The organism is Plantibacter lichenum, from assembly GCF_050587525.1.
Taxonomy (GTDB): Bacteria; Actinomycetota; Actinomycetes; order Actinomycetales; family Microbacteriaceae; genus Plantibacter.
The window spans coordinates 20942-36523 of sequence record NZ_JBOBFT010000005.1 but is presented as its reverse complement, the minus strand read 5'-3'; the positions used below and the strand labels follow the sequence as shown (position 1 = coordinate 36523).

Genomic DNA, 15582 nt, shown 5'->3' with positions numbered 1-15582 from the left:
GAGTGCGTCAGATCGTGCGCTCCGGATCCGTTCAATAGACCACTGGTCTCTTGTTGTGAATATAACAGACCGCTGTTTCGTAAACTTGCGACTCCCAGCACTGTCCCAGTGAGTGGGGTCGTTGCAGTAGCCGCTTCGCATCGCGAAACGCAACGAGCCCCACCGCCTGTGCTGGCGGTGGGGCTCGGAAGCGTGTGTGCGCGAATTAGTCGCGCAGCTGCTCCTTGTACTCGTTCTTCGCCTCGGTGGCGTCGCGCTCGGCCTCGGCGCGCTTGACGTCGCCCTCCGCCTGCTTCACCTTGGCGTCCGCCTTGACCTCGTCGACCTTGTCCTCGACGCGCTCCTTGGCGTCGTGAACGGCCTCGCCGATCTTCTCTCCGGTGGCCTTGGCAGCGTCCTTCGCGTCATCCAGGAAACCCATGTCGTCCTCCCCAATACGTTGATTCGTCGCGTCCGGATCACGAGCTGATCACGAACCCTTCCAGTCTCGCGATGCGCGCTCACAGGCACAATGCCTTGTTTTCCCAGGCGAAGCCCGGTAAGCACGCGCCGCCGATATGGGTGAAATCCATCGCGCTGAACGGGACTCAGCCACTACGCTACGAGCAGCCCCGATGAGGGGGTGCAGCCCCGTCGCGGGGGTCGTGGGGGAGGCGTCGCATGGAGACCGTCAGATTCATCCTCGAACTGATCGTGGTGCTCGGCTGCATCGTGATGGGCACGAGATCGAGCGGCGTCGGACTCGGCCTGTGGGGCGGCTCGGGTGTCGCGATCCTCGTGTTCGTCTTCCAGGAACCCGTCGGTTCACCGCCGGTCGACGCCTTGCTCATCGTGCTCTCGGTCGTCCTCGCATCCTCGATGATGCAGTCCGCCGGCGGCATCGACTGGATGGTGTCGATCGCGGCCAAACTGATCTCGCGCAGTCCGAAGCAGATCACGCTCGTCGCACCGCTCGTCTCGTTCCTGTTCTCCGTGGGCGCCGGAACGTCGAACATCCTGTACCCGCTGCTGCCGGTGATCCAGGACGTGGCGTACCGCAACAACATCCGGCCCTCCCGTCCGCTCTCGCTCTCGGTCGTCTCGACCGGTGTCGCGCTCGCCTGCAGCCCGGTCTCCGCGGCCATGGCAGCGATGGTGACGCTGACCGATGTCGCTCCGTACGATTTCGAGCTCATCGACATCATCAAGGTGACACTGCCCGCCGCGGTCGTCGGCATCGTGCTCGCGTCCTTCGTGGTCTCCCGCTTGGGCAAGGACATCGCCGATGATCCGGAGATCCAGGCGAAGATCGCCGCAGGAACCCTGCAGGCTCCGAAGACCGACGGCGCGCTCAAGTCCGCCGACGTGACGGTCACGACGCAGGGGCGCAACGCGGCGCTCATCTTCTTCGCCGGTGTCCTTGCAATCGTGGTCCTCGGCCTCTTCAAAGGCCTCCGTCCGCTCGACGGCGACGGCGACCCGCTCAGCATGACGCCCATCATCGAGATCATCATGTTCCTCGCCGGAACGCTCATCCTCCTGATCTGCCGCCCGAAGGTGTCGGAGATCCCCACGATGACCGTGTTCCGCGCCGGTATGGTCTCGGCGATCGCCCTCTTCGGCCTCGCGTGGCTGACCGACACGTTCCTCTCCGCCCACCAGCAGGAGATCGCGAACACCGTCGGCAGCTGGGTCGCGGCGCTGCCGTGGATCTTCGCGCTCGGCGTCTTCCTCGTCTGCGTGCTGACGACGAGCCAGTCGACGGCGACGAGGACGGTGGTCCCGATCGGCCTCGCGGCCGGCATCCCGATCGGGCTCCTGACCGGCATGTGGGCAGGCGCGTTCGCCGGCATCTACCTCCTGCCGACGAACGGTTCGCAGATCGCCGCGGCGAACTTCGACGAGTCGGGCAGTACGAAGCTCGGGACGAAGCTCGTCGACCACTCCTTCTTCATCCCCACGCTCGTGCTGGCCGTCATCACGATCATCTTCGGAGCGATCTTCGGGCTGCTGTGGGGCACCGCGTGAACTCCTGAGCTGGAGACGCTGACCGGGAGACGCTGACCGGGAGACGCTGGGCCGCAGGCGCTGATCGGGCCGGGCTGAGCCGCCCGCGTCAGGCGCTGTGCTCGCGGTACAGGTCCCAAGCCGTCCGGCACGCGTGCGCGAGACGGTCCACGTGGTCGGGATCCGGCGTGACCCAGCCCGTGCCCGGCTCATGGAGGATCGCCGTGTTCGCGTCGCCGAGCAGGTATTCGCGGAGGAACTCCGCCTGCACGGCGCCGAGCGTCGCACCGGCGGCGGTCGCCTCCGCGTCGAGTTCCCGGAAGCGCGCACCGGCGTCGATGATCTCGTAGCTGCCGAGGTAGGGCTGGTTGAGGGCGACGGCCTCCGGGGCCCGCACCGCGAACCCGGCGCGGTGCGCGACGGCGAGCTCTCGGACGAGGTCCGGCCGCATGGTGACGGGGGAGTCGCCGATCGGATCGCCGTTGTGATCGCCGCGATTCGAGAGCGCGACGACGTCGGGCAGGCGGTCGGCGGGATCGCGCGGCACGTTGACGGCGCCGTCGACGGTCGTGGTGGTGTTCATCGTGTCGTGGAAGGACAGGCGGGTGAAGCTTCCGCCGGTCCCGCCGCTGCGTGAACCGTCCGGGCCCGCCTCGCCGAGCACTCGGTCGAGGAACCGTTCGGTCAGCGCGTCACGTGTGGCTTCATAGACGCCGAGGCCGTGGGTCGCGACCTCCGTGAACGTGTCGGCGATCGCATCGATGTCCGCATCGCCCTCCGGCACGCGCAGCAGCGGGTAGAAGGAGAAGGTGACCGGGCGAACGGCGTCGACGCCCGTGAGGTCGGTCTTGACGTATGGGCCGGCCGCCCGGACCCGGTCGAACGCTTCGCGGAGTGAGGCTCGGAGGTCCTCCGGCTTCTGCCGGTTTGGATCGCGGATCAGACGTGGATGCGGGTTCTCGACGACGACGACGCGCGGATCGATCGCGGCCCACCTCCGCACGATGGCGCTCGTCGACACGTCGGTGAAGTCGTACTGCAGCCGACGCGTGAACTCCGGCGCCAGGAACGGTGCGATCTCGGCGGGAATGGCGGCACCCGCGTGCGGTGCGCTGACGAGGAGGTCCGCCTCGGCGATCGCCTGTTCGAGTGTCCGATGCGAGCGATCGGCCCAGAACGTGATCTCCTCCGGCGTGAACACGGTGGATGCTGGGATGAGGACCGGCGCTGAGTCATTCATGCGCCGACTCTACTCGCGGGGTCGTCGCCGACGACAGAGCCGAACCCGGGTGCGCCGTCTACGGGGCGGGCGCGCTGCCGTCGGTGGGGGTCGCATGCGGCAACCAGTTCTTCAGGAGCTCCTCCTCCGGAGCGACGAGCCGCTCCGTGTGGAGGTCGTATTCGGGGTCGCGCGCGGCGAGACTGCGCGTGATCGGGTCGAGACCCTCGTCCTCGTGTCGTCTGCGCTCCTGCTCGCTGTCCATGGGACCAACCTAGTCGAGCGGCACCGGTTCGGCCACGGTCAGACGGCGCGTCGCCTCGCGGGCCGCGAGGCTCAGGAGCTCGGCGAGATCGGTGCCGGGAACGGCGGAGAGCGTGTCGTCGGTGGCACGCGCGAGCGACGCGGCGACCGTGGCGGCCAGCAGCGCGAGATGCTCGTCCTGCCCTTCGGCCGCCTGGACCAGCCGGGGCAGATCCCGCTGCAGGTTGTGGCGCAGGCGCACCTGGGCTGCGTGGTGGTGACCGGAGTCGTCGAGGGCGTCGAGCATGCCCGTCATCGCGCCCAAGCACGCATCGAGGGTCGCGAGTTCGCGCTCCCGCTGGGTGATCGACGTCCCCTCCGCGCGGATGCGCCAGTGGTAGACGACCTCGGGGATCATGTCGAACGCACGGGCGCAGGCGTAGAACCGTGCCGCGAGGACCTGATCCTCATAGAGCTCGCCGACGGGGAACCGGAAGTCGTGCTCGTCCCAGAAGGCGCGGCGCGACAGCTTCGACCAGGCGACGATGTTCGCGACCGCTTCGGGATGCTCGGCGAGCGTCGTGCCGATGAGGCGCCGGTTGGCGTCCTCCACCCATGGCTGGACGATGCCGAGCTCGTAGCCGGTCCCGTCCTCCGCCGGCCGCAGCCGCACGTAGGCGCCGGCGATGAAGTCGGATCCGGAGTGTCGGATCGTGCCGAGGAGGAGTTCGTACGCGTCTCGGGGGAGCACGTCGTCGGCGTCGAGGAACCCGACGTACTCGCCACGCGCCTCGTCGAGTCCCCGGTTGCGGGCGGCGGACAGACCGAGGTGATCCTGCTGGACGATGCGGAACCGCGGGTCGTCGTGTCGGCGGGCGATCTCGACGGTTTCGTCGGTGGACCCGTCATCGATGAGGAGGGCCTCGAAATCGGTGAACGTCTGAGCGCTGAGGCTGGCAAGGCACTCGTCCAGGTACGGGGCCACGTCATGCATCGGCACGATGACGGTGAGCGCGGGGCCGGTGTGCGCGGAGCCGGTGTGCGCGATGGTGTCGGCTGAGGGGTTCTGTCGGTGAGGGTCGTCCACGAGAAGAGTCAAGCGCACGGGTGGGACGGCTATTCCCGCAGGCCCTTCGACAGGCTCAGGGACCGGATGATGCAGGCCCTTCGACAGGCTCAGGGACCGGGGCTCGGGGCCTTTCGACAGGCTCAGGGACCGGATGATGCAGGCCTTTCGACAGGCTCAGGGAGCGGGGCTCGGGGCCCTTCGACAGGCGCAGGGAGCCGGGCCCTACGCCTGCCGGACGCCCGAGACCGCCTCCACGGCGCGCGCCACGGACGTCGCCGCGGCCGCCACATCGGCATCCGTCACGGTCCCCGCGAAACTGAATCGCACGGCGGTCTGTGCGACCTCCGGCGAGAGCCCGATGGCGAGGAGCACCTCGGAGGGTTCGTCGCTGCCCGCCGCACACGCAGACCCGCTGGAGGAGACGACACCGCGCTGTTCGAGTTCGAGGAGCACCGCTTCGCCGCTCGTTCCGGGGAAGCAGAACGAGGCGATCGACGGTAACCGGTGGACGGGGTGACCGGTCAGGACGGCGGTCGGCACAGTGCGGAGGACCCTGCCGATGAAGTCGTCGCGCAACCGACTGATCCGTGCCGCGGCGTCGACGCGTTCCGCCTCGGCGAGTTCCAGAGCTGTCGCGAGGCCGACGGCCGCGGCGACGTTCTCCGTGCCGCTGCGCTTGCCCCGCTCCTGGCCGCCGCCGTGCACGAGCGGTTCGATCGGCAGACTGCCGCGCACGGCCAGAAGACCGACGCCCTTCGGAGCACCGATCTTGTGGCCGGAGAGGCTCAAGGCGTCCACGCCGAGCCGGTCGAGCCCGAGGTCGATCCAGCCGGCGGCCTGGACGGCATCGGTGTGGATGGGGACGCCGTGGCCCCTGGCGATCGCACCGAGCTCCGCGATCGGCTGCACCGTGCCGATCTCGTTGTTCGCGGTCATGACGCTCACGAGGACGGTGTCCGTGCGAATCGCCGCATCGAGGTCTGCCGGATGGACGAGACCGGTGCGGTCGACCGGAAGCACCGTCACCTCGAAGCCGTGGAACCGGCGCAGGTAGGCGACGGACTCGGCGACCGCCTCGTGCTCGACGGGCGAGGTGACGAGGTGCCTCCCCCTCCCCGCCTCGAGCGCCGCGAGCGCGATCCCCTTGACCGCGAGGTTGTCGGCTTCCGTGCCGCCGGAGGTGAACACGAGGTCGCCCGCCCGTGTTCCGAGGACGGCAGCGATCCTCCTCCGTGCATCGGCGAGCGCCCCGGCCGCCGCCTCACCGACCGTGTGGTGGCTCGACGGGTTGCCGAACGTGCTCGTCAGGAACGGCCACATGGCCTCGAGCACCTCGCGGCGCACGGGCGTGGTCGCCGCGTTGTCCAGGTAGAGCACGTCAGCCGACCGTGACGTCGAGCCCGAGGTCGAGCGAGCGGACGCTGTGGGTCAGTGCACCGGAGGAGATGACGTCGACGCCCGTCGCTGCGATGTCGCGAACCGTATCGACCGAGACGTTCCCGCTGGCTTCGACGATGGCTCTGCCCGCGACGATCGCGACGCCCTCGCGCAGCTCGTCGAGGGTGAAGTTGTCGAGCATGATCGTGTCGATCCCGGCGGCGAGCACTGCCTCGATCTGGTCGATGCGGTCCACCTCGACCTCGATGTGAGTCGTGTGAGACAGCTGTTCCTTGGCCTGCAGAAGCGCCTCCGTGACCGTGAGGCCGCGCGCAGTGAGGACGGCGAGGTGGTTGTCCTTCGCCATGACCGCGTCGGACAGCGAGAAACGGTGGTTGTGGCCGCCGCCGGAGCGCACGGCGTGGCGTTCGAAGGCGCGGAGGCCCGGAGTCGTCTTCCGGGTATCGACGATGCGCGCCGTCGTCCCCTCGGTCTCGGCGACGAACCGGCTCGTGAGCGTCGCGATGCCGCTCATGCGCTGGACGAAGTTGAGGGCGATGCGCTCCGCGGTGAGGACGGAGCGGGCGGGACCGCTGACGGTCGCCAGGGTGTCGCCGGCCTCGAACCGCTCGCCGTCCTGGGCGATGACGCTCACCTCGACCGTCGGATCCGTCAATCGGAACGCCGCCTCGAAGACCGCGCCGCCGCTGAAGACGCCAGGCTCCCGGGCGTTGAGGGTTGCCGTGGCGGTGGCGTCCGCCGGGATGAGGGCCTCGGAGGTGAGATCGCCCCAGGGCGCGTCCTCGACGAGGGCGGCGGTGACGGCGGTGTCGATGAGTCGAGCGGTCAGCATGTGGTGAGCATCTCTCCGGATGGGACGCGGTCGGCGGCGCCGACCATCGCGAATGGGGTGGTGGACGTGGACGAGTGCCGTGACGCGACGACGGCTGTCGAGACGGCCTGGGCTGGATCGGTCAGCGGGAAGTCGCTGCGGGCGTGGGCGCCACGGGACTCGGTGCGGTGGAGGGCGGCGGCGACGATCGCCCGTGCGAGGAGGAGCAGGTTCCGGTCCTCGGAATCCTGGTCCGTGATCGGACGGCCGGTCTGCTCGGCCGTCCATCGGTCGAGGACCGTGGCTGCGGCGGTGAGGCCCTCGCCGCTGCGGATGAGGCCGGCGTCGCGCCACAGGAGTTCGTGGAGTGCCGCTCGTGTGAAGCCCTCACCACCGGTCCCTGAGCCCACGCCGTTCCCTGAGCCTGTCGAAGGGCGCATGTCGACAAGCTCGATGACCGGGCCATCCCCGGTCCCTGAACCTGTCGAAGGGCGTACTACACCGTTCCCTGAGCCTGTCGAAGGGCGCATGTCGACAAGCTCGATGACCGGGCCATCCTCGGTCCCTGAGCCTGTCGAAGGGCCCACCTGCAGGTCCGCACCGATCGCGGCAGCGGCCCGTGCACCGAACACGGCGCCTTCGAGCAGGGAATTCGAGGCCAGCCGGTTCGCGCCGTGGACACCCGTCCGCGCGACCTCGCCGACCGCGTACAGTCCGGGAAGACTCGTGCGAGCGTGCAGGTCGGTGCGCACGCCGCCCATCCAGTAGTGCGCGGCGGGGGAGACGGGCACCGGTTCACCAGACCAGTCGATGCCTGAAGCTCGCACGGCGGCGTCGATCCCGGGGAAGCGCGCAGCAAGCCGTTCCGCTCCGAGCATCGTCGCATCGAGGACGACCGGCATGCCGCCCTGTGCCGCCATCGCTGCTGCGATCCCGCGGGCGACGACGTCTCTGGGTGCGAGTTCCGCATCGGGGTGGACCCGCTGCATGAAGCGCTCGCCGGATGCATCGCGGAGGACGGCGCCTTCGCCGCGCACGGCCTCTGAGACGAGGAAGCTCCCCGCGGAGGTGAGCGCGGTCGGGTGGAACTGGACGAACTCGACGTCCTCGAGCACCGCGCCGGCGCGAAGGGCGGCCGCCGCGCCGTCGCCCGTCGCGACGAGCGGGTTCGTCGTGTGCGGGTAGAGCTGGCCTGCGCCGCCCGTCGCGAGCACGACCGCGTCGGCCCGCACGATGAACTCCTCGCCGTCGGCACGGAGCAGCACGCCGCGCACGACGCCCTCCTCGACGAGCAGGTCGACGAGGAAGGTGTGCTCGTGGATGGCGACGCTCGTCTCACGGACGCGGTGGACGAGAGCCGCCTCGATGGCCGCGCCCGTCGCATCGCCGCCCGCGTGCAATACCCGCGGGTAGGAGTGGGCGGCTTCGAGGCCTTTCGCGAACGCCGCATCCGGGCCGGCGCCCGCGCGGTCGAACGCGACACCGTACGCGATCAGTTCACGGATGCGATCCGGTCCCTCGCTGCAGAGGACGCGCACAGCGTCTTCATTGCACAGGCCGGCACCCGCTGTGAGCGTGTCCTGCACGTGCGACTCGATGGAGTCGTCGTCGAACATCACCCCGGCGATGCCGCCCTGCGCGTAGCGCGTGTTGCTCTGCCCCAGCACGTCCTTCGTGACGAGGACGACCTCGTGCTCATCGCTCGCATGGATGGCGGTGACGAGCCCGGCGATGCCGCTGCCCACCACCACGACCCTGGTCACGGTCAGACCTCGGCCGTCTGTGTGGCGGGAGCCTGCGTCGCGGGAGCCGTGGTCGCCGGAGACGCGGCGACGGGCGGCTTCGCAGCGAGCATCCGTTCGAGGGCGAGCCGTGCGGGGACGGCGACGTCGTCGGAGACGGTGATCCGGTTGATGACCTCGCCCGCGACCAGGCCTTCGAGCACCCATGCGAGGTAGCCGGGGTGGATGCGGTACATCGTGGAGCAGGGGCAGATGACATCGTCGAGGCAGAAGATGGTGTGCTGCGGGTACTGCGCTGCGAGGCGCTGCACCATGTTGATCTCCGTGCCGATGGCGAAGGTCGTCCCTGCCGGGGCAGCCTCGATCGCCTTCTGGATGTAGTCCGTCGATCCTGCCTCGTCCGCGGCGTCGACCACGGGCATCGGGCACTCGGGGTGCACGATGACGCGGACGCCGGGGTGACTGGCGCGAGCGCGATCGATCTGGTCGACCGTGAACCGCTTGTGCACCGAGCAGAAGCCGTGCCACAGGATGACCTCGGCCTCCTGCAACCCGTGCGCGTCGTTGCCGCCGAGCGGCTTGTTCGGGTTCCACATGGGCATGTGCTCGAGCGGCACGCCGAGCTTCTTCGCCGTGTTGCGGCCGAGGTGCTGGTCGGGGAAGAAGAGGACTCGCTGGCCGCGTTCGAAGGCCCATTTGAGGACCGTCTCGGCGTTCGAGGAGGTGCACACGATGCCGCCGTGGCGACCGCAGAAACTCTTGAGCGCTGCGGACGAGTTCATGTAGGTGACGGGGATGACGGGCACCCGGCCGTCCGCATCGGGCTCCGTGCCGTAGAGGGCTTCGAGCTGCTCCCACGCCTCCTCGACCTGGTCGATGTTGGCCATGTCGGCCATCGAGCAGCCCGCGGCGAGGTTCGGGAGGATGACCGCCTGCTCCGGACCGGAGAGCAGATCGGCCGTCTCCGCCATGAAGTGGACGCCGCAGAAGACGATCGCCTCCGCCTCGGTCCGTGCCTTCGCGGCGTTCGCGAGCTGGAATGAGTCACCGACGTAGTCCGCGTGCTGCACGACCTCGTCGCGCTGGTAGAAGTGACCGAGGATCACGACCCGATCGCCGAGCGTCTCCTTCGCGGCCACGATGCGCCGGTGCAGGTCCGCCTGATCCGCATCACGGTAGGAGGCGGGCAACTGACCCTGACGGGGTGAACCGGTGGGGATGACATCGCCCATCGACGCGCCAGGGCCGTAGCTCGGGGGAGTGAGGTCGAACACCCACGGGCCTGAGGCGAGCTCTGGCGCACAGGTGGAACCTGAGGTCTCTCCGCTCGCGATCTCCTGGATCGTGGCGTCGACGGAAGCGGTGAGGGTCATGAGTGCTCCTGCATGCGTGCTGGTGGTGCGGGTTCGGTGGGGTCTGCACCGGCGAGCGGGCCGTGGTCGGCGTACTCGGAGGAGCGGTTGAAGCGGTAGAGCCTCGCCGGACGGTGCCGGCCGCCGGTGCGGAGTTCGTCGGTTGCGACGACCTGCCCGGACGACTCGATCTGCCGGCGGAAGTTGGCCGGGTCGAGTTGCTTCTGGAGGACGGCCTCGTGGACCTCGCGCAGTTCCGTGAGGGTGAAGGTCTCACCGAGGAACGCGTGAGCGATGTGGCTGTACTCGAGTTTGCTGCGCAGCCGCCAGAGCGCGTACTCCACAATGAGTTCGTGGTCGAAGGCGAGCCGTGGAAGCGCATCGGTGCGGAACCACCGGACGTTCTGTCCGACGAGCGTGCGCTTGGCCTCCTCGGAGCCGACGAGCGCCCAGTAGACGATCGAGACGACGCGCTCGTCCGGCGATCGGTCGATGTCGCCGAACGCGTAGAGCTGTTCGAGGTAGCGGGGGCTCAGCTGGGTCGTGGCCTCGAGGGTGCGTCGGGCGGCGTCGGCCAAGGACTCCTCTGCGCCGAGCGGACCTCCCGGCAGCGCCCACAGTCCGTCGTACGGTTCGCGGATGCGGCGGACGAGCGGAATCCAGATGCCTGGCGTCGGGTCGGTCGCGCCGAATCCGTCGTCCGTGCGGAGTGTGAAGATCACGGTGGAGACGGCGAGCTTGACGGAGGCCGCGTCCGCCGTGGTCTGGTCGGTCTCATTCATCCGATGCCTCCTGTCCGGTCGGGTGCCGTGCTGCCTGCGCCTACTAAGGGTAGCCCTGACCCTTACTGATCTGATCCTTAGTGTACACCTGACCAGAACACCGACTCCCGGAAGCGCGGCGAACCACGATATGCTGGGCGCGCAAACGAATATCGGGCCGCAAACACGATGCGGGAGAGCCGGTTCACCGGCACCGAAGGAGCAAGCCTCCCCGCCAATCTCTCAGGTCCTGTACCGCATCGAACTGGCCACTCTGGAAAGCAGCGCCACCATCCTGTGGCGCTCGCCGACGGTGAAAGCAGCCCGGACCTCGATCCGTCGCTCGCGAAACTCTCAGGCCAATGACAGAGGGGGAGTTCCCAACAGGCGCTTCGGTGCGCCTGCAGCGCACCACGCGACCCCGGAGAACTCGTGACCGATCTCGAACGAACCAGTCCTTTGCACGCCGTCCACGAAGCCGCGGGCGCGAGCTTCACGGACTTCGCCGGCTGGCAGATGCCCGTCCGCTACTCGAGCGACCTCGCCGAGCACCACGCCGTCCGCACCGCAGCAGGCATCTTCGACCTCTCGCACATGGCCGAGATCCTCGTCACCGGCCCCGACGCCGGAGCATTCCTCGACGCCGCGCTCGCCGGCAAGCTGTCCGCCATCGCGCTGTGGCAGGCGAAGTACTCGCTCATCCTCAACGCGCAGGGCGGCATCGTCGACGACATCGTCGTCTACCGCCTCGCCGACGAGCGGTTCCTCGTCATCGCGAACGCCGGCAATCGCGAAGCCGCGTTCCAGGCACTCAGCGAGCGCGCCGCCGACTTCGATGTGACGGTCGAGGACCAGAGCGACGCGACCGCGCTCATCGCCGTTCAGGGCCCGGCGTCCCGCGCGATCCTCGAATCGGTCGCCGAGATCACCGACCTCGGCACTCCGCTCGCCGAGCTGGGCTACTACCGCTGCACCGACGCATTCTTCGACGGCCTCCCGCTGCTCGTCGCCCGCACCGGCTACACGGGCGAAGACGGGTTCGAGCTCTATGTGCAGGTCGATGCCGCCGAACGGCTCTGGCGAGCGATCGAATCCGCAGGCGCATCCCGCGGTCTCGTCCCAGCCGGCCTCGCCAGCCGGGACACCCTGCGTCTCGAAGCCGGCATGCCGCTCTACGGCCACGAGCTCGGCACGGGCAGCTTCCCCGTGCAGGCTGGGCTCGGCCGCGTCGTCGCTCTGAGCAAGCCGGGTCCGTTCGTCGGGCGTGAAGCCGTCGAGGCCGGGCCGCACCCCGACGCCCCCGTGCTCGTGGCCCTCGTCTCCGAAGGGCGACGCGCCGGCCGAGCAGGCTACGCCGTGTTCGACGGCGACACCGAGATCGGCGCAGTGACGAGCGGCGCGCTCTCGCCCACCCTCGGCCACCCCATCGCGATGGCCTACGTCCACCCCGACCAGTCCGCCACTGGAACGGTCCTCACCATCGATGTCCGCGGGACGAAGATTCCCGCGACCGTCACCACGCTGCCCTTCTACACGAGAGAGAAGTAACTCGACATGGCCGACAAGACCGAACTCAAGTACACCGCCGAGCACGAATGGATCCGTGTCGAGGGCGACCTCGCCTTCATCGGCATCACCGACTACGCCGCTGAGAAGCTCGGCGACGTCGTCTACGTCGACCTGCCCGCCGTGGGCGGAGAGATCGCCGGCGGCTCCATCGTCGGAGAGATCGAGTCCACGAAGTCGGTCGGCGAGCTCTTCGCGCCCATCGACGGCACGGTCGTGGAGATCAACGACGCCGTGGTCGACGACCCGTCGATCGTGAACGCCGACCCGTTCGGCGCCGGCTGGCTCATCTCGGTGCGCTTCGCCGAGCTCCCCACCACCCTCCTCAGCTGGGACGAGTACGCAGCAGTGGTGGGCGAGTGATGGCGGAACGTTTCTCGACGCGTCACATCGGGACCGATGCAGACGCCCAGGCGACGATGCTCGCAGCCGTCGGCTACGACTCCGTCGACGCTCTGCTGGACGCGGCCGTCCCGGACGCCATCAAGGCCGACCAGCTCGCCTCGTCGAGCATCCCGGACGCGATCGGCGAACGCGCCGCGCTGACCGAGCTGCGTGCCATCGCCTCTCGCAACACGGTGAACCGCAGCCTCATCGGCCTCGGCTACTACGACACGATCACGCCCGCGGTCATCAAGCGGAACGTGCTCGAGAACCCGTCCTGGTACACGGCGTACACGCCCTACCAGCCGGAGATCTCACAGGGCCGCCTCGAAGCGCTCATCAACTTCCAGACGATGGTCTCCGACCTCACCGGGCTCGACACCGCCAACGCGTCGATGCTCGACGAGAGCACCGCGGTCGTCGAGGGCATGCTCCTCGCCCGTCGTGGTTCGAAGTCCGCCTCGCACGCATTCATCGTCGACGCCGATGCGTTCCCGCAGACCAAGGCGCTCCTCGCGAACCGCGCGGAGGCCGTCGGCATCGAGCTCGTCGAGATCGATTTCGCGGCTGCCGCCACGGCAGGTGAGGCGCTTCCCGAGGCATTCGGCGTCTTCGTGCAGTACCCGGGCGCGAGCGGCCGGATCTGGAACCCCGCCGCGGTCATCGCCGAGGTCAAGGGCCAAGGCGGCCTCGCCGTCGTCGCCGCGGACCTGCTGGCGCTCGCGCTCATCTCCTCGCCGGGCTCCCTCGGCGCGGACATCGCCGTCGGGACCACCCAGCGTTTCGGCGTGCCCATGGGCTTCGGCGGACCGCACGCCGGCTACATGGCCGTCCGCAAGGGCCTCGAACGTCAGCTCCCCGGCCGCCTCGTCGGCGTCAGCCAGGACGCAGCGGGCCACCCCGCGTACCGGCTCACGCTCCAGACGCGTGAACAGCACATCCGCCGCGAGAAGGCCACGAGCAACATCTGCACGGCGCAGGTCCTGCTCGCCGTCATGGCTGCGATGTACGCCGTCTACCACGGCCCGGCAGGCATCCGCCGGATCGCGCAGTCGGTCCACGCCACGACCGTGAGCGCCGCGTACTCGCTCCGCACGGCCGGCGCGGACGTCGTCTCCGAGCACTACTTCGACACGCTCCTCGTGGGCGTGCCAGATGCCGCGGCCGTCGTCGCATCCGCACACGCACGCGGCATCCTGCTCCGCGCCGTCGACGAGACCACCGTGTCCCTCAGCTTCGACCAGGTCACGGCGGACGACCTCGACCACGGCTCCACGCTCGTCCGAGAGCTCACCGACCTCCTCGGCACCGGGACCCGCGTCGAGGTCGAGGCCCCCGCATCGATCTTCGCCGGAGAGGGCGCGGCGTTCTTCGCGTTCGCGCCCGCCGCCGCGGCCGAGTACCCGGAGGATCTCCGCCGCGAGACGGAATACCTCACCCACCCCGTCTTCAACACGCACCACTCCGAGACGGCGATGATGCGCTACCTCAAGCAGCTCGCCGACCGCGACTACGCGCTCGATCGCGGCATGATCCCACTCGGCTCCTGCACGATGAAGCTCAACGCCGCCACCGAGATGGAAGCCGTCACCTGGCCCGAGTTCGCAGGACTGCACCCCTTCGCCCCGCGCGAGGACGTCGAGGGCTCGCTGCAGCTCATCGACCAGCTCGAGACGTGGCTCGCCGAGGTCACCGGCTACGACTCCGTCTCCCTGCAGCCGAACGCCGGCAGCCAGGGCGAACTCGCGGGCCTCCTCGCCATCCGCGGCTACCACCGCGCGAACGGCGACCTCGACCGCACCGTGTGCCTCATCCCGTCGAGCGCCCACGGCACGAACGCGGCATCCGCCGTCCTCGCTGGCATGAAGGTCGTCGTCGTCGCGTGCGACGAGCTCGGCAACGTCGACCTCGACGACCTCCGCGCCAAGGTCGAGGCCAACGCAGACGTCCTCGCAGCCCTCATGATCACCTACCCGTCCACGCACGGCGTGTACGAGCACGAGGTCAAGGAGATCACGAAGGCCGTGCACGACGCCGGCGGCCAGGTGTACGTCGACGGCGCGAACCTCAACGCGCTCCTCGGCTACGCTCGCTTCGGCGACTTCGGCGGCGACGTCTCGCACCTCAACCTGCACAAGACGTTCTGCATCCCGCACGGCGGTGGCGGTCCCGGCGTCGGCCCCGTCGCCGCGAAAGCGCACCTCGCGCCGTTCCTGCCAGGGCACCCACTCGCGCAGCGCGACGAGCACGCGCTCCTCGGCGGCGGCACGGTCGTCCACGCCGGCGGACCCGTCTCGGCGGCGCCGTACGGCAGCCCGAGCATCCTCCCGATCTCGTGGGCCTACGTCCGCATGATGGGATCCGCGGGCCTCCGCGAAGCGACCGGTTCCGCGGTCCTCGCGGCGAACTACATCGCGACGCGCCTGCAGAAGCACTACCCGGTCCTCTACACGGGGGAGAACGCGCTCGTCGCGCACGAGTGCATCCTGGACCTGCGTCCGCTCAAGGAGGCCACCGGCATCACGAACGACGATGTCGCGAAGCGCCTCGTCGACTACGGCTTCCACGCGCCCACGATGTCGTTCCCGGTCGCGGGCACACTCATGGTGGAGCCGACGGAGAGCGAGGACCTCGCCGAGATCGACCGGTTCATCGATGCGATGATCGCGATCAAGGCCGAGGCCGACGCCGTCGCCGCGGGGGAATGGCCGGCGGACGACAACCCGCTCGTCAACGCTCCGCACACCGCCCAGTCGGTCATCGAGGGCGAGTGGGCGCACGCCTACACGCGCGAGCAGGCCGTCTACCCGGTGCACACGCTCGTGCGGACGAAGTACTGGCCGCCCGTGCGTCGCATCGACCAGGCGTACGGCGACCGCAACCTCGTGTGCGCGTGCCCGCCGCCCGAGGCCTTCGAGTAGTCGGCTCCCGGCCGTCGTGACTCCCAGTGGCTCCTGTGAACGTCCGCGTTCCCGGGAGCCACTGCTGTCTCCCCACCCTGTGGGTTGCACAATTCAGGAACTCCTGCACAATTCAGGACCATTCGCTTCG

13 protein-coding genes and 2 riboswitches are annotated in these 15582 nt (G+C 69.1%); of the genes, 4 read left to right on the top strand and 9 right to left on the bottom strand.

From position 1 onward, the window contains the following. Nucleotides 1-205 precede the first annotated feature (205 nt). Nucleotides 206-421 (bottom strand): hypothetical protein, encoded by a 216-nt coding sequence (locus ACQ3HB_RS08330; protein ID WP_430919464.1) that lies wholly within the window; start codon nt 419-421, stop codon nt 206-208. Between the two features lie 239 nt (nt 422-660). Between ACQ3HB_RS08330 and ACQ3HB_RS08325 the strand changes: the two genes are divergently transcribed. Next, nucleotides 661-2007, top strand: a complete 1347-nt coding sequence (locus tag ACQ3HB_RS08325; protein ID WP_430919463.1) for an anaerobic C4-dicarboxylate transporter — start codon at nt 661-663, stop codon at nt 2005-2007. Nucleotides 2008-2095: 88 nt separating this feature from the next. Here ACQ3HB_RS08325 and ACQ3HB_RS08320 read toward each other — a convergent pair whose 3' ends face one another. The 8 genes from ACQ3HB_RS08320 to ACQ3HB_RS08285 form a co-directional block, all read right to left on the bottom strand. Beyond that, nucleotides 2096-3226: an N-formylglutamate amidohydrolase gene (locus ACQ3HB_RS08320; protein ID WP_430919462.1), complete on the bottom strand. Its 1131-nt coding sequence runs from the start codon at nt 3224-3226 to the stop codon at nt 2096-2098. Nucleotides 3227-3284: 58 nt separating this feature from the next. Further along, nucleotides 3285-3470 (bottom strand): hypothetical protein, encoded by a 186-nt coding sequence (locus ACQ3HB_RS08315; protein WP_430919461.1) that lies wholly within the window; start codon nt 3468-3470, stop codon nt 3285-3287. Between the two features lie 9 nt (nt 3471-3479). Further along, complete coding sequence (locus ACQ3HB_RS08310; RefSeq protein ID WP_430919460.1) at nt 3480-4535, bottom strand: glycosyltransferase family 2 protein; 1056 nt, start codon at nt 4533-4535, stop codon at nt 3480-3482. Nucleotides 4536-4739: 204 nt separating this feature from the next. After that, on the bottom strand, nt 4740-5894 hold the full coding sequence (locus tag ACQ3HB_RS08305) for a cysteine desulfurase family protein (RefSeq protein WP_430919459.1): 1155 nt from the start codon (nt 5892-5894) through the stop codon (nt 4740-4742). A gap of 1 nt (nt 5895) precedes the next feature. Further along, the gene (gene nadC / locus ACQ3HB_RS08300) at nt 5896-6747 is read right to left on the bottom strand and encodes a carboxylating nicotinate-nucleotide diphosphorylase (RefSeq protein ID WP_430919458.1); all 852 of its coding nucleotides are present in this window, start codon (nt 6745-6747) and stop codon (nt 5896-5898) included. After that, entirely contained in the window at nt 6741-8489 is a 1749-nt protein-coding gene (nadB, locus tag ACQ3HB_RS08295; protein ID WP_430919457.1) for an L-aspartate oxidase, read from the bottom strand. Before nadB ends, nadC begins: the two co-directional genes overlap by 7 nt. A gap of 2 nt (nt 8490-8491) precedes the next feature. Further along, nucleotides 8492-9841, bottom strand: a complete 1350-nt coding sequence (nadA, locus tag ACQ3HB_RS08290; RefSeq protein WP_430919456.1) for a quinolinate synthase NadA — start codon at nt 9839-9841, stop codon at nt 8492-8494. Then, nucleotides 9838-10602 (bottom strand): NUDIX hydrolase, encoded by a 765-nt coding sequence (locus ACQ3HB_RS08285; RefSeq protein ID WP_430919455.1) that lies wholly within the window; start codon nt 10600-10602, stop codon nt 9838-9840. Before ACQ3HB_RS08285 ends, nadA begins: the two co-directional genes overlap by 4 nt. A gap of 161 nt (nt 10603-10763) precedes the next feature. Further along, nucleotides 10764-10849, top strand: a riboswitch (glycine riboswitch). 1 nt (nt 10850) lies between these two features. After that, nucleotides 10851-10957: riboswitch (glycine riboswitch) on the top strand. Between the two features lie 56 nt (nt 10958-11013). On the opposite strand from ACQ3HB_RS08285, the gene gcvT reads away from it, so the two are divergent. From gcvT to gcvP, 3 genes are read left to right on the top strand one after another with little or no spacing between them, the layout of a single operon-like run. Beyond that, nucleotides 11014-12129 (top strand): glycine cleavage system aminomethyltransferase GcvT, encoded by a 1116-nt coding sequence (gene gcvT, locus ACQ3HB_RS08280; protein ID WP_430919454.1) that lies wholly within the window; start codon nt 11014-11016, stop codon nt 12127-12129. A gap of 6 nt (nt 12130-12135) precedes the next feature. Beyond that, the gene (gcvH, locus tag ACQ3HB_RS08275; RefSeq protein ID WP_430919453.1) at nt 12136-12510 is read left to right on the top strand and encodes a glycine cleavage system protein GcvH; all 375 of its coding nucleotides are present in this window, start codon (nt 12136-12138) and stop codon (nt 12508-12510) included. Then, a complete protein-coding gene (gcvP, locus tag ACQ3HB_RS08270; RefSeq protein WP_430919452.1) occupies nt 12510-15452 on the top strand; it encodes an aminomethyl-transferring glycine dehydrogenase in 2943 nt (980 codons plus the stop codon). Before gcvH ends, gcvP begins: the two co-directional genes overlap by 1 nt. Nucleotides 15453-15582: the final 130 nt, after the last annotated feature.